Annotated in this window: 14 protein-coding genes and 1 riboswitch; of the genes, 13 read left to right on the top strand and 1 reads right to left on the bottom strand. The window is 47.4% G+C overall.

Going from position 1 to position 14,411, the window contains the following annotated elements; translation table 11 throughout:
* The first annotated feature begins 24 nt into the window (after positions 1-24).
* The 5 genes from OEY58_20405 (at position 25) to OEY58_20385 (ending at position 4,255) form a co-directional block, all read left to right on the top strand.
* On the top strand, positions 25-1,164 hold the full coding sequence (locus OEY58_20405; GenBank protein MDH5327824.1) for a hypothetical protein: 1,140 nt from the start codon (positions 25-27) through the stop codon (positions 1,162-1,164).
* Between the two features lie 147 nt (positions 1,165-1,311).
* Positions 1,312-1,860 carry a jacalin-like lectin gene (locus tag OEY58_20400; GenBank protein MDH5327823.1) on the top strand — a complete coding sequence of 183 codons (549 nt, stop codon included), beginning with the start codon at positions 1,312-1,314 and terminating at the stop codon, positions 1,858-1,860.
* A gap of 92 nt (positions 1,861-1,952) precedes the next feature.
* On the top strand, positions 1,953-2,681 hold the full coding sequence (locus tag OEY58_20395; protein ID MDH5327822.1) for a hypothetical protein: 729 nt from the start codon (positions 1,953-1,955) through the stop codon (positions 2,679-2,681).
* Positions 2,682-2,852: 171 nt separating this feature from the next.
* Entirely contained in the window at positions 2,853-3,689 is an 837-nt protein-coding gene (locus tag OEY58_20390; protein ID MDH5327821.1) for a hypothetical protein, read from the top strand.
* 149 nt (positions 3,690-3,838) lie between these two features.
* On the top strand, positions 3,839-4,255 hold the full coding sequence (locus tag OEY58_20385) for a hypothetical protein (GenBank protein MDH5327820.1): 417 nt from the start codon (positions 3,839-3,841) through the stop codon (positions 4,253-4,255).
* A gap of 36 nt (positions 4,256-4,291) precedes the next feature.
* Here OEY58_20385 and OEY58_20380 read toward each other — a convergent pair whose 3' ends face one another.
* Entirely contained in the window at positions 4,292-5,212 is a 921-nt protein-coding gene (locus OEY58_20380) for a phospholipase A (GenBank protein ID MDH5327819.1), read from the bottom strand.
* Between the two features lie 348 nt (positions 5,213-5,560).
* Here OEY58_20380 and OEY58_20375 point away from each other — a divergent pair, with 348 nt between their 5' ends.
* From OEY58_20375 to OEY58_20340, 8 genes are all read left to right on the top strand, one after another.
* Positions 5,561-8,701, top strand: coding sequence for a PAS domain S-box protein (locus OEY58_20375; GenBank protein ID MDH5327818.1), 3,141 nt, complete (start codon positions 5,561-5,563; stop codon positions 8,699-8,701).
* A 114-nt stretch (positions 8,702-8,815) separates the two neighbouring features.
* A riboswitch (cobalamin riboswitch) is annotated at positions 8,816-9,132 on the top strand.
* Positions 9,133-9,238: 106 nt separating this feature from the next.
* Positions 9,239-9,421: a CbtB-domain containing protein gene (locus OEY58_20370; protein MDH5327817.1), complete on the top strand. Its 183-nt coding sequence runs from the start codon at positions 9,239-9,241 to the stop codon at positions 9,419-9,421.
* Between the two features lie 39 nt (positions 9,422-9,460).
* Positions 9,461-10,162, top strand: a complete 702-nt coding sequence (locus OEY58_20365) for a CbtA family protein (GenBank protein ID MDH5327816.1) — start codon at positions 9,461-9,463, stop codon at positions 10,160-10,162.
* A 10-nt stretch (positions 10,163-10,172) separates the two neighbouring features.
* On the top strand, positions 10,173-10,799 hold the full coding sequence (gene cobO, locus OEY58_20360) for a cob(I)yrinic acid a,c-diamide adenosyltransferase (GenBank protein MDH5327815.1): 627 nt from the start codon (positions 10,173-10,175) through the stop codon (positions 10,797-10,799).
* Positions 10,800-10,816: 17 nt separating this feature from the next.
* Positions 10,817-12,145: a cobyrinate a,c-diamide synthase gene (locus tag OEY58_20355; GenBank protein MDH5327814.1), complete on the top strand. Its 1,329-nt coding sequence runs from the start codon at positions 10,817-10,819 to the stop codon at positions 12,143-12,145.
* The gene (gene cobM / locus OEY58_20350; GenBank protein ID MDH5327813.1) at positions 12,142-12,954 is read left to right on the top strand and encodes a precorrin-4 C(11)-methyltransferase; all 813 of its coding nucleotides are present in this window, start codon (positions 12,142-12,144) and stop codon (positions 12,952-12,954) included. The genes OEY58_20355 and cobM overlap by 4 nt, the downstream gene beginning before the upstream one ends.
* Positions 12,955-13,008: 54 nt before the next feature.
* On the top strand, positions 13,009-13,929 hold the full coding sequence (locus tag OEY58_20345; protein ID MDH5327812.1) for a sirohydrochlorin chelatase: 921 nt from the start codon (positions 13,009-13,011) through the stop codon (positions 13,927-13,929).
* Between the two features lie 14 nt (positions 13,930-13,943).
* On the top strand, positions 13,944-14,411 hold a 468-nt coding region (locus OEY58_20340; GenBank protein MDH5327811.1), incomplete at its 3' end, for a precorrin-8X methylmutase.

Genomic DNA, 14,411 nt, shown 5'->3' with positions numbered 1-14,411 from the left:
GGCGCCCACAACCTTGAGGTAAACGTGATCGCCGATGCCGAAGGTAATAAGAAACTGGTGAATAAACTTATCACGTATCGATCCAAACCCTTGGGTGTGTTATGGGGCACCCGGTTTCGTTCTGCGACATCGCTGGATGAATTTTTAGACACTCCGAAAAACCAAAGCAAGGAACGGCATTTTTTTGAATTAGTGGACCAATACCACGGCCAGGCTAAACTCAGTGGTGAGCAACGCCTCAAACTGGTACAAGAATTGGCGCAAACCATAAACTCTATGGAAACCCAAAGTATTTACATCAGTCATGAAGACGGTATTGTGGATTATGTGGCGCAAGAGTCTTCAACTTTTTTATTTAATCGCCCGAGTGTTGTTCAGCAATTCACAACACCTTTATATAGCGACGATGGCACTAAACCCAGCCCCGGTAACAGCGGTAAACAAGGTGATTTCGCCATCAACAATACGAATCAGGAACTGGTTCACATTCGTGTCGAACGACTAATTGACCTGTTTCCGGGAAACTATTTTCTGCTTAATAATCTCATAATCGGCGATGCTCCCAATATTGTTCGTCCTTTCTCACACACCAACAACGGCGGCTATGAAATCGTAGATGGCCAAGGCGTTGTGGCTAAAATAGAAATTGAAGACTTTTTTCTGCACTATGGTGATGACTTGCTATACAAATACTATTTAGATAAAGATGGCAACGGCATCATCGACAGTGACAAGGAACTCATTGGCCAGGTTTTGTACCGCATACATAATGATGACCGTGTCAGCAAACCGGAAGAAAATGCCGATGGAAAAAGCGAAGCCATCACGCAACGATATAGCTACTCTTTTATGGCGGGTAACAATTGGGACAATCGCCAAGAAGACTTTTATCTTTGCAATACCATCGAGTCCTTTATCGTCAATGAGATCAACCGTGGTTTTGGTACCTTTTCTGATCTGGGATGGATCAACAGTCAGCGCTCCAATATACGCCTGTTGGAAAACCGAGACATCAGCAATCTGGCACGTGCTATGTCTGCTGAAAGTGCTCTAGTGGCTAAATACGATATTGTGGCACTATTGAAAGCCGCGAAACGGACCTACATTGAAAAATTCGTTCAAACTCCAAAACAGCCGGCCCCACCAAGTTCCGCCAAACCCTAAGTCCCTTTTGGTTTAACACGTTTCGGATGCATTCATCACCATTTCTGTAAAGGGGGTGTAAATTGCGTTGTGCTACCTTGACTCTGGCAATAAGGATATTGCTTCAATAACTAATTAAACTTAGGTAACCATTCGCAAGGAGGATGAATGATGTCTATCAATCAACGTTTTACTAATTTTCTTCCGAAAATTAGAGCTCTCAGCGTCGCCTGTGTCGTTACACTGTTGGCTATTACGTCTCAATCGGCTTTTTCCGCAGCCAGGCAAGGTCCGTCCGGGGGTACGGGTGGATCTACTTTCTCTGATCTGGCCGGAGCCAACGAAGTCCTTGAGCTGATTCAAGTACGTCACGGAACGGCAATTGATGCTGTGCGATTGTGTTTCAGAAACACCTCGACCGGTGCCTTTAGATTCGCCCCTCACAGAGGAGGTTCAGGGGGAACATTATATAATATTTCTCTCGCACCGGGTGAAAAAATCAATTACATTTCCGGATACTACGGTGACTGGGGAAGTATTCAGGTAGTGAGAAAACTGTACGTTGTCACCACTAGTCGTGTCCTTTCCTTTGGTAGTACACCGGCCGGCAGTCGCTACTTCCGTTATTCCAATCCCAATCTTGCCTCTATGAACCTAGACGGACTAACCGGTGCGTCCGGAGCCTTAGTTGATGCTTTAGGCGTATATTGGGAATAAACCCATCTTTTAACGCCAGGGCTGATACTTTGTATCAGCCCTTCTTTACTCTCTATTTTGAGAACCTTTAGTTGATACCAAGGAGAGGTGTCATGAATAAATTTGTCTCTATTGTCTCAGGAATATCCGTGGTTGCACTTGCTGTTGCCGTGTCGTTAACGGACAAACCGACGCGACCGGTCAGTGCAAGCGCAATACAAACCGATTCGGTCACATATAAACCAATACATGATGCGGGTATTACAAATTCAGCACAAACCGTACTACCCGAATCCGAATCTTTAACCTTACCCCTTAGCGGCTTTGAACGGGAAATTCAACATCGTAATTCTCTTCAAAGCAATCAAAAGCAAAGCGTGAGCAAACCCGATCAACAGGTAGAACCAACAAACCGTATGGAGGAACAATCAAACGATAATGCATCAGCCATAGTCAACAACACGATCGGACCAAGTGTGTTTAAAAACCCGGAACAAGATGCACTTCCTGCCGATATTCAGGCCTTTCTTGACCAGGAAGCGCAACAACAAGAATACAACCCGGATGCTTATCCCCTGGAATTTGCGGATTCTCAACAAACGCTAGCCGTTGATCCTGTAAAGCAGGCGCAATTACAGGAAAAACGACAAAAGATCTATCAGGAGTTCAAAGAAGAAGTCAAATACTATGATTTCAATGAGCGGTTTAATTTGTCCAGGTTTATGGAAGACGAAAGGCTGTATCAATTGGATGCACAACAGGGAAACGAGTTAATAGAGTATGTGTTTAAAAACTTGCAAGGTATTGCCTTACTCGAAAACCAACCGGCAGCCTCTGAATGACTCACTGACGTGGTGTGCTGGTATCCCCCTCACCTTCCACAAGTGTTGAACTTTAAACCCCGGGCTGAATCGGCTATACCAGCCCGGGTCAGTGATTACCGGTTTCACTTTTATTTTGTTTTCCCGGCTTAAGCGCTATAATGGCTCGAAGTTAGTTTACCGGTAAACATTATGGCCAACCGAGCCTATTTATATAGCAACTCTCAAAACTGCCCGCCGGACAACGCAGATTCCGAGCAACTACTGGGCTCCAATTATTTTATTCCGGCACTGTGGCTGGCTTGCATGCAGCCGGGAGACCTCAAGCACAGGCAGGCGTCACAAGATGAAGAAGAAATGTATTATTTTTCACTTGCTGCTGCCTCAGCCCTTTCACGTTGCCGAGACCGACTCAGCTCTCTGGAAATGTTTGTTGACAATATCGACGAGTACTTTCTGCCTTGGGAAGCTTTTTTGGAAGAATTGGCAGACAAATATATCCAAATCGATGTCAGTGAAATTATCTGGCAAGACGAGGAAGCGCTCACACAATTGCAGTCTTCCCTTGGTTTTCTCGATGAACCCAATGAACAGTCGGCTGAAGATTTTATGTGTATCACTTGTTTGAATGATGTTTATAGCGAGGAGAATAACAGCGTTATAGCCACCCCCGGCCCTACTGTGGAGGAATTAACCGGCGAAGCCGACAAGCGTCGCCTTCCTGACCGTGATGTCAATACATATATGTTGGGATACCCCATTGCTGATTGGGTTTCCTGGTCCTCTGATACACACAAAACTCAAAACGCCAACGACACCGTACCGTTAACCACGATGCAAAGATTCAGCTGGCATCCCTTAGTCCCCTTTATTTGTTTTACATTTGTTCTGAGCGAAGTGCTTGCGGAGGCCTCCGGTTTCAGCGTCACCGCTCTGGTGTTGACCGGTGTCTGGTTGGCTCTGGCTATCTATAATTTAGCCACCGGCGGCAAATTTACCGCTTGGCTGTATCACCATTCCAATTTTTAAACTGTTCCTCCGAATCTATTACGTTGCTCTGAGTAACACTTTGTTTCATAATTTTATAATCCCCTTGGAGAAATTGAATTAGAAATAGTATTTCTGTATCGACATAGCGTCGCCACTATATAACACATTACCGTTTCCAGGAGTATTTTATGGGTATTAACCATAGACGTGGAGTTTTGGTCTTACTTTCTCTGGTTGCAACTTTCGTTATTATGAGAATATTCTTGCATAATTTCCCCGGCACAAACCTGGACATTGGCCAATACAATATTCATCATTTATTTACCGGCCTGTTATTGCTTACCGTTAGCGGTTTACCTTTGATTGTGATTCAGGGAAACCACAGAATCCTGGATTTGGCCGCTCTTGTTTTCGGTGCCGGTCTTAGTATGGCACTGGACGAATGGGTTTATCTGATTGCCACCGATGGCAGCGACAGTGCTTACCTGCTGCCCGTGTCTATAATAGGTGCCACCATCGTCATTTTAGCAACCTTAGTGTATGGATTACTTATTTTGGTACTGGGCAAAAAACTGGTGCGTGGCAGTAACCCGCCTGAGGTATAAATCCACTATAGTTGCAGCAACCAGGAAAGTCAGGGATTACTGATAGAGGCGGATCCCTATACGAAACGCATAACGCTTTTCATTATAATACAACAAAGATTCTCCATAGCCGCCGAATAGCTGTGCATAATAGTGCAACGTCGCGGTTTTTCCGGATTTCTTAGCCCAATCCAGCAAAACATTACCCCTGGGTCCCACGTTAGCCATTGCGCTAATAATATGGTCGCCTCGGTAATCGTATTGGAGCTGACTGTAGCCCAGATAGTCTTCGATATCCTCATTGTTTTTTCCGTGTTGACCAACGTACCAAAGCTTTGCACTATAAGCATGCCTTCCCTGCCAGGTGAGCCAGCGGAAATAGCCTCGATTCCAACTGCGCGAATCGGTTCCGTCCCTGCCGTTAGATTCGTGCTCCAATCCAACATAGTAGCGGTGTTGAAAACCGGCGAGCTGTTGATTCAGGCTATCGCAATTGGCGTCATCACTACAGTAGAACAATTCCAAGTCGAAGTTATGATCTTCAAAAGGAGAAGATGGCTCCCAAACCCGCCACACTGTTTTAAAACTGTACCCCATGTAAAATTTTTCTTTAAACAGCTTTTTAGCTTGTCCATCGTCATATAAAGTGTGTTTCATACTGACCTGGATTTTGCCGTCACGATCTATAGTGCTGTTATCGTTTCTCGCTCCGAGAGCAATATAATTTTGCTTATAGGGTACGAAATAATCCACCTTTGAACCCGGCAGTAAAACAACAGTTTGTTTTTCCGAGTTGAGCCTGGTTTCAAGTTCATCGCCGCGATAGACACTCAATTCGCAACGACTCAGCTCGACACCGCAGACATTCCTAATGTGCTCCAATGAAGTCGCTGAGTCCGTCGACTCAGAGTAATGATTACCGCTTGCGGCTACTGTGGAACCGAACAGTAGAATCAGAATAAGAATTGTTCTAATCATTCATATACACCACAGCGTTCACAGTTCTGCAATTCCCAGTATTTATCGTAAACAACGATTTAATTGTCACCGTTCCTTAATACTCCTTTACTCAATATGTTAGGCGCACTTTTGGAGAAATTATATACTACCAAGGTACTAACCCTACCAGCCGTGGTACACGTTATGGTTTTGTCACCGAACTACTGTGGTGCGTTTTGAAAGAATAATCGATATTTTACATTTTTATAACATTTTGCCGGAAATTGTTCCCCGTATGTAATCTGTCTGTATCCATGGTTAAGCTATACTCATGTCCGATAGTATGTATTTACCCTTCAGTTCGGACTTGACGCCAAAGGCATACGAATGGATGAGGTAGTAAAGAATCGACTCCTTGAAAAATCGGGTGATAATCTACCCGGTGACGCCATTGACTCCAAATTCCATTCCTATAGTCTTTATCCTGAATTTCATCAAGAAGGATTGATCTTTTTACAAAGGGGTACCATCCAGGGAATCGACCCGACCGTTACCCAAATTCTAGGCCACACGCCCGAATCCATTACTAATCAACCCATCGCTGAATTAGTAAGACCCGCCGAACGGAAGCATCTCGAACAAGCTCTGATAGATGGCGCGGAACTCCAATTGGAAATGCGCCACAAGAACAATCGTTACCTACCCTTAAGAATTTCCGTTAAACCGGTAAGTGATGCCGCGTACTCCTTTGATTGCGTTATTCGATGTTCTCCACCAACAACCCCGTATAAAGTCCCCCAGACCGCAGTGGATTACGCGGCAAACCCAAGCACAACTTGGAACGACTATTTTCAACTATCGAACAGTTTGTGTTTTACAATTAATCATTCCGGTTTTTTTACGGAACTGAACCCGGCCTGGCAAAGCATTTTTGGTTTCGATGCTGATGAACTCACTTCAAAACCATTGCTGGATTTTATCCACCCGGAAGACAAAGAAAACTTCCAAAGTGAAATAGATTACCTTTTACATCACAACCTTACCACAACTCCGATTTTCACTCGTTTTCTTACCCGTTCGGGCTCCTACCGCTGGTTACAATGGAACATTACAGGGTTTCCCCAATCGAAGCTTTTGTGCGGCGTTGCCAACGACATTACCGTTGTAAAACAAACTGAGCTCTCGCTACAGCATAATCGTTTACAACTGGAACAACGCTTGGACCAACACCTCAAAGAACTTTCCGTGATGACTCAACGCTACAACATACTCAGTGAAAACGTTGCGGATTCCATTTTTATTCACGATGATACGGGTCACATTATAGATTGTAACCAACACACACTGAGCAGTCTGGGTTACAGCCACGAGGAATTGAGGAATCTCACCATCTTTGATATTGATCCGGATATTGAACGGGACAACGTCGTCTCCCATCTTTTCTCCAATGCATCGAATAGCGAAACACTGTTTGCAGCGAGGCATCAACGCAAAGACGGCTCCTTTGCCGAGGTGGAAATCAAGCGCAACGCCTATATACAGGAAGGAAAGAAATATTTTGTGGTGGTATGTCGCGATATCTCTGATCGTAAACAAAATGAACTGGCGCTAAGAGAAAGTGAAGCCCGATTTCGGCTCTTAGCAGACCAGGCACCCGCCATGATTTGGATGACAGACCGAAAATTCAACGCAATTTGGTTTAATAAACGTTGGCTGGAATACACCGGCCGTGGGCTGGAAAAACTAGCCGGCGGCGGTTGGCTGGAGAGCATACATTTAGAAGACAAGGACAGCGCCGAGCGGTATTTTAACTGGGCTTATGAGCACCAACAACGATTTGACCGGGAAGTTCGCCTGCTCAATGCCGATGGTAACTATGGCTGGATAGCGGTGACCGGCATTCCCCGCTGCGATGAAAGCGGCCGTTTTCTTGGGTATATTGTTTACAACTGGGATATCAGTGATAGAAAACGCGCTCAACGCGCTTTGATGGAAAGCGAGAATCGATTTAGAACCCTGTCTACCCATGCGCCCGTGGGAATTTTCCAAACCGACACCACCGGTGCCTGTACATTTGTTAATGAAAAATGGGAACAATTAACCGGCCTGCATCGGCAGGATGCACTGGGACTTGGCTGGACTAAGGCATTGCACCCCAATGACCGGGAGCGAGTCTTTGCCAAATGGGAACGGTTTCTCGAGCTTGGCGGTGAGTTTTCTCTGGAATATCGCTTTCTCCACAAAAATGACCATGTGGTCTGGGTACACGGTCGAGCCATCCCCATTATTGACAATACTAAAAATATGGTTGGAATCTTAGGGACCATTTCCGACATAACAGAATCGCAAACGGCACAAGCACAGATTCTGGCTGCCAAGGAAGAAGCGGAATTTGCCAATCATGCCAAATCCCATTTTCTTGCGCGAATGAGCCACGAGCTTCGCACACCATTAAATGCCATTCTCGGTTTTGGTCAGTTGTTGCAAATCAATACCGACAACTTTACAGAGGATCAAAAAGAAGGCGTTCAACACATTATGGAAGGTGGCCAACACTTGTTACATCTGATCAATGATGTACTGGACATTACCACGGTCGATGCAGGTGAAATGAAACTCGCCATTAAGCCCGTCAACATCAGAAACACGCTGGACAGCTGTTTGTTGATCTTGAAACCTTTAGCGGAAAAACACCGTGTTACCTTAGCGCCCCTGGGTTCAGACTGTGACTGTCATGTATACGCCGATCAACAGCGCTTGAAACAAGTATTTATCAATCTCATTTCCAATGCCATTAAATACAACCGCGAAGGCGGTACGGTATCCATCCAGTGCTTGGCATCACCTATGTCTTCCACAACGACATCCACAACGACTCCATCCCAGATTACCCCGCCGCCCGCTATTCGAATCTCGGTACAGGATACCGGCATTGGTATAAAAATGGCTGATCAAGAAAAAATATTTGAACCGTTCCAACGCATTACCCTGTCCGTAGAACATATCGACGGAACCGGGATCGGGTTGAACATCACAAAAAAAATGGTGGAACTCATGCAAGGCTCCATCGGCTGTGACAGCGAATATCAAAAGGGCAGCACATTCTGGTGCGAACTGCCTGCCGCCTCGATCGGTGCCAAGGCAACTTTTTCAGAAAACGAGTTGGCGCTGAATATATTATGTATTGAAGACAACCCTGCCAATAGCCGTCTGATGCAGGAAATCTTTGCCCAGACCACCGCCTGTCATTTGGTCTGCGCAGAGACCGCAGAAAAAGGCATCGAAATTGCCCAATTGCAGCAGCCCGATATCATATTAATGGATATCGATCTACCGGGTATGGCAGGAGTAGAGGCCGCAGAAATTCTGCGTAACTTTTCCAATACCAAACATATACCCATCGTCGGCGTAAGTGGTTTTCTGGAGCAATGCCTGGAAGAACAGCAATTGACGCGGTTTGACGCCTATTTAACCAAGCCTATCAATGTGGATGAATTGCTGCAAACTATTAAAAGTTTGGTTCGTTGAAATCCCCATAAATTCTACCTGCACCAAAGTGGTCATTTATTGATCATTTTTTACTGCCCGTCCAAGAAAATTTCACACGCAGTTAATTGACCGTTGCCGAAACTCAGTGCTATATTGCTTGCACATGTTTCAGGTGACCCAAAAGTGTTATTCACTCAGGGTTGAAACGGAAAGTCGGTAAGTTTGTATCCATCGTTCCATAACGTTTATTGTTTATGCCTGCCCCAGCGTAGGTTTTTGATGGATGAGACTACTTACGTAATTAATACGTAAGCTTTCGCAAACGCAAGCCGACGCTGCCCCCGCAACGGTAGGCGAGTTAAGATCTGCATTGGGCCACTGTGAAATTTTCATGGGAAGGCGCAGATTTGGTACACGGTATTTTGTACCACTCGTGAGCCCGGAGACCGACCTGAAATGTTTATGGCACTGCGGAGGGCGGACTGCCAGGACGGCACAGATTACACCTGCCATCTCCCCCGACCCGCAACGCAATAACTTTATGATAATTATTATTCTCTGGGAGGAGATCAGTACATGAATGTTTCCGACATTGCTATTTCAACAAAACCCTTGTCACCCCGATACGTATCTAGCGCCATCGCTCTGGTTTTGGGGTTGACGATATTGTTTGGTGTCGGATTCGCCCAAGGTAATAATGACTCCATTCATAACGCCGCCCATGACACCCGCCATACTATGGCGTTTCCGTGCCACTAAAGTTATCGATTAGGAACTGACATTAAAAAAGCCACCAACATGATACGATCCATCCTAATTGCTGCCTTGATGGCGGGCACGGTCGCCGGTATTTTGTTTACCGGAATCCAACGCATTCAAGTGACACCTTTAATAGCGGAGGCTGAGCTGCTGGAAAATCGCAGTGAAACCACGCATATGGAAGAAACCCCGATACTGGACAGTATTCCACATCGCCATTCACACATTCATGTACACGAAGACGAACAACCACCGTATTTGCGTCTACTGTTGACGTTAATCGCGAATATACTCGCGGGAATTGGATTTGCACTGGTGGTGGTCAGTGGTATCGCCCTGACCGGACACAAAGGATGGCATATAGGGCTATTGTGGGGTTTAGCCGGCTTTTTTGTGTTCTTCGTGGCACCTTCGTTAGGTTTAAAACCCAAAGTCCCCGGCACGGCTGCTGCCGATCTGTACATGCAACAAATATGGTGGATCAGTACTGTTGTCTCTTCTGCACTCGGCTTGTCGTTACTGGTTTTCACTCGCAAGACTCTGTTTAAAGGCATTGGCCTGCTATTACTGATTTGCCCTCATGTCGTTGGCGCCCCGACCCCCGAACACGTTACACCCAATGCCGTAGAACAACTCAGTGAGCACTTTATTGTGGCCGCAGCCATTGCCAACGGCCTTTTCTGGTTAATCCTTGGAAGCCTTAGCGGTCTTTTCATCGCCAAATATTCTTCGGATTCATGACTTCCAACACATGACTTCCAACAACGGTAGTAATTCCGACCAACCGTCCGACCTCCGCCATGTGCAACGAATGCAACGCAAAAAGGAAGTGGTGGACGCCGGCATCAGTCGCGCCACCGAAGAACGTGGAGTCCTGCTGGTTCATACCGGAAACGGCAAAGGTAAAAGCAGTGCTGCATTCGGCATGGTGGCGCGAGCCTTGGGTCACGGTTTAAAAGTGGCCATTATTCAATTTGGAAAAGCACGCACTGCCACCGGGGAACAATTGTTTTTCAGTCAACTGCCACAGGTGGACTACCATGTCATGGGCGCCGGTTTTACCTGGGAAACACAAGACAAAGTCCGCGATATGCAAGCGGCGGTACAAGCCTGGAAAACCGCCGGTACTTATCTTAGTAATGCAGCATACGACCTTGTAGTACTGGACGAACTGAATATCATTTTAAAGCATGATTACCTGCCTTTGGCAGACGTTATTAACACTTTGCAACGCCGACCACGAATGCAGCATGTGATTGTTACCGGTCGTGCGGCAAAGGATGAGTTGATACAACTTGCCGATACGGTAACCCACATGCAAGATACCAAACATGCATTCAAAGCCGGTATTAAGGCGCAAAAAGGCATTGAGCTGTGATTGAGAATGGGGTCGTGATTGATAAAGGATCCGTGATTGAGCAGGAAGATCAGTGCAGCATCCATCAATGTCCTGGTTTACTCATTAGCGCTCCGGCCTCCGGTAAAGGTAAAACCACGGTGACCGCCGCCTTAGCGGCTTTTTATCGCAGTCGGGGTAAACAAGTCCGTGTATTTAAAACCGGTCCGGATTTTCTGGACCCTACCATTTTGGAACAAGCCAGTGGTGCCCCCGTATATCAGCTGGATTTATGGATGGGAGGGGAAAGCCATTGCCGCCAACTGCTGCATGATGCTGCCGGGCAAGCGGATCTTATTTTGATTGAAGGCGTGATGGGCTTATTTGACGGCACGTCTTCCAGTGCGGATTTGGCTCAGCTGTTTAATATTCCGGTCCTCGCCGTTATTGACGCAACGGCCATGGCGCAGACTTTTGGCGCTATTGCTTATGCCTTGCCCCACTATAGACCCGGCTTGCCCTTTGCCGGCGTCATTGCCAATCGAGTTGCCAGCGTGAACCATGGCAGTATGCTGGCGGAAAGCCTGCCTCCCTCTGTGTCTTACTTAGGCGCACTTCCCCGCGACCCTAATATGGAATTACCCAGTCGTCATTTAGGTCTACTGCATGCCATGGAGATCGACGATTTACACACTCGTATTGAAACCGCAGCTCAGGCTTTAGCGCAAACCGGATACGATTATGAACCCAAGGCGGTAAATTTTGCAGCGGCCGCCAAAACAGAGTTACCAAAAGAATTGAACGGCTATCGCATCGCTGTGGCTAAAGACCGGGCGTTTTCTTTTGTATACCGAGCTAATTTGAACTTGTTGGAATCCATGGGTGCAAAATTACTGTACTTTTCCCCTTTGGAAGACCAAAGTCTGCCCCAGGCCGATGCCTTGTACCTACCCGGCGGCTACCCGGAATTGCATCTACAATCCTTGGCGGCCAACACGTCGATGCACGAATCCATTCAACACCACCATGCACACGGCAAGCCCATAGTCGCCGAGTGCGGTGGCATGTTGTATTTACTGCAAAGCCTGACGGATCAGGAAGGTCAAAGCGCGCCCATGGTGGGACTGCTACCCGGCCATGCCGTGATGCAGAACAAACTCAGTAATCTGGGTATGCACAGTGTGGAACTGCCTGAAGGCTTGTTACACGGGCATACTTTTCATCATTCCAGTGTGCAGACCCCTCTGCAGCCCATCACCCAAAGCAAGAGTTCACGCCAACACGGGCGCGGAGAAGCCGTATACAGAGACAAACGCCTGCACGCTTCTTATATGCATTTGTATTTCCCATCCAATCCGCAAGCCAGTGCCAGGTTGTTCGTATCATGAGTGAATCCAAACAAAAATCCGTTACGGTTATGCCGGGTAAAGTCTGGTTTGTAGGTGCCGGACCCGGTGACCCGGAATTACTCACCATTAAAGGCCAGAAACTTATCAGCGAAGCCGATGCCATACTTTACGCAGGTTCCCTGGTCTCCCAAGCCGCCACCCAATGGGCCAAGCCGCAATGCCTCATTGAGGACTCCAAAGGTATGGACTTGGAAAGCATCAACCAATGGCTGATACAACAGGCACAAAACGGCCGTTCTGTGGTGCGTTTACAAACCGGCGACCCCGGATTGTACGGGGCATTGATCGAAATGGTGCAACCCCTGGATGATGCAGGTATTGCCGTGGGTGTTGTACCCGGCGTTTCCTCTGCCATGGCCTCTGCTGCTGCCGGAGTGGAAAGCCTGACACTGCCGGAGGTAACCCAAACCGTCATACTGACCCGAGTAGAGGGCCGAACCCCCATGCCGCAAGGTGAATCACTGCAGGAATTGGCACAACACCATTGTACGCTGTGCCTGTTTTTGTCCATTACCTTACTCAATAAAGTCAAAAGCGAATTGCTTGCCGCCGGCTGGGACGATGACAGCCCGGTACTGGTGGTACACAAAGCCAGTTGGCCCGGCGAAGAAAAAATCGTTCGCGGCACCTTAGCCACAATAAAAGAAAAATGCCGGGAGGAGAAAATTGTTTCCCAGGCCATGATTATTGTCAGCCCCACCTTGGGTGCCCGCTATCATAGCGATTTAAAAAAATCCAAGTTATACGACAAAACCTTCACCCACCGCTTTCGCAAAGCGCAAGTGTAGTCGTAAATGCTGATGTCAATGCCAGTGTAATAAGGAATACCCATGAGTACTTTAATGAACACGACCGTTTTGCTTGTTGGCCACGGCTCGCGCCATGCCGAGGGCAACCGGGAGATCGAACTGTTCGCCACACAATGGCGCAGCAAAAATCCCCATTGGAAGATCCAGGTTTGTTTTATTGAATTTGCTGAGGTTCTGCTGGACACCGGGTTGGAACTCGCCGCCCGGTCTGCAGCCCGCGTTATTGTGGTTCCCCTGATTCTCAATGCCGCAGGGCACGTGAAAATGGAAATTCCCCAGTATATCGACCGGGCTCGAAAACAATTTCCGCAAGTGGAATTCATCTACGCCCGTCATTTAGGCGCAGCTGAGCCCATACTGGCGATACTCAAACGCAATTTGCGTAACATCATGATGACCATGGACATGCCCGACCCCAAATCCACAGGTGTGATCTTGCTGGGGCGGGGTTCCTCTGATCGGGTTGCCAATGGTGAAGTTGCCAAAATGGCCCGTTGGATCTTTGAGGTGAGCGATCACGAACGAGTGGATATCGCCTTTACCGGCATCACCTACCCGCGTCTGGAAACCGTGGTCAAACAGCAACAACGGCTGGGACTGACTCAAATTGCCATTCTACCTTACTATTTGTTTACCGGCACTTTAATCGAACGCATCCAACGCCAAGTGGCACGGTTACAACAACAATACCCTCAGATCCATATGAGCTGCGGAAGTTACTTTGGTTTCGAAGAGGAAATTTACCGCTTATTAAGTGATCGCGTCTTGGAGGCTCACGACCCGGTGTCACACCAGGAAAGCGGTATGATGGAATGCGACGGTTGTGCTTTTCGCGAACTGGCTCAGGAGCAGGGTCATGGGCATCATCACCATGATCATCACAACCATGACCATAGTCATGACCATAGCCACATTCGCGAACATCACGAACACGAACACGAACACCAAAAATAAGTGCGAGGTTAGGCATGAGCAATACCGTTACCGAACAAATGACCCAAGCCGGAATGGCTATTGAACACAGTTCCTTTGCCATTGTGGACCAGGAAGCCGGTGCACATCAGTATGAAGACGAACAATGGCAAATTGTGCGACGTATGATTCACGCCACGGCGGATTTTGAATTCAATGGCCTAACCCGGTTTCACCCCGACGCCATTAAAGCCGGTATGGACGCCATTGCCAACGGCGCCGCCATCGTCGCCGATGTGGAAATGATCTGCGTGGGTCTGTCCAAACCGCGTTTGGAACATTTCTCCTGTAAAACCTACCACTATATTTCCGACCACGATGTCATCGACACCGCCAAGCAGGAAAACACCACTCGTGCCGTGCAAGCCATGCGCAAAGCACGTTCCTTGGGCAAGTTAAATCGAGCCATAGTGGCAATCGGAAATGCGCCAACGGCTCTACTGGAAATCATCCGCATGCTCAAG

Source organism: Gammaproteobacteria bacterium, from assembly GCA_029882975.1.
Lineage (GTDB): Bacteria > Pseudomonadota > Gammaproteobacteria > SZUA-152 > SZUA-152 > JAJDNG01.
Note: the sequence above shows the minus strand (reverse complement) of the source record. Positions and strands in the feature narration are given on the sequence as shown.

Bases quoted from the DNA above. Each gene is read 5' to 3' on its own strand.
- OEY58_20400 (MDH5327823.1), top strand. From the start codon at position 1,312: ATGATGTCTATCAATCAACGTTTTACTAATTTTCTTCCGAAAATTAGA.
- OEY58_20390 (MDH5327821.1), top strand. From the start codon at position 2,853: ATGGCCAACCGAGCCTATTTATATAGCAACTCTCAAAACTGCCCGCCG.
- OEY58_20385 (MDH5327820.1), top strand. From the start codon at position 3,839: ATGGGTATTAACCATAGACGTGGAGTTTTGGTCTTACTTTCTCTGGTT.
- cobO (MDH5327815.1), top strand. From the start codon at position 10,173: ATGACTTCCAACAACGGTAGTAATTCCGACCAACCGTCCGACCTCCGC.
- OEY58_20365 (MDH5327816.1), top strand. From the start codon at position 9,461: ATGATACGATCCATCCTAATTGCTGCCTTGATGGCGGGCACGGTCGCC.
- cobM (MDH5327813.1), top strand. From the start codon at position 12,142: ATGAGTGAATCCAAACAAAAATCCGTTACGGTTATGCCGGGTAAAGTC.
- OEY58_20345 (MDH5327812.1), top strand. From the start codon at position 13,009: ATGAACACGACCGTTTTGCTTGTTGGCCACGGCTCGCGCCATGCCGAG.
- OEY58_20380 (MDH5327819.1), bottom strand. From the start codon at position 5,212: ATGATTAGAACAATTCTTATTCTGATTCTACTGTTCGGTTCCACAGTA.
- OEY58_20370 (MDH5327817.1), top strand. From the start codon at position 9,239: ATGAATGTTTCCGACATTGCTATTTCAACAAAACCCTTGTCACCCCGA.
- OEY58_20395 (MDH5327822.1), top strand. From the start codon at position 1,953: ATGAATAAATTTGTCTCTATTGTCTCAGGAATATCCGTGGTTGCACTT.
- OEY58_20375 (MDH5327818.1), top strand. From the start codon at position 5,561: ATGGATGAGGTAGTAAAGAATCGACTCCTTGAAAAATCGGGTGATAAT.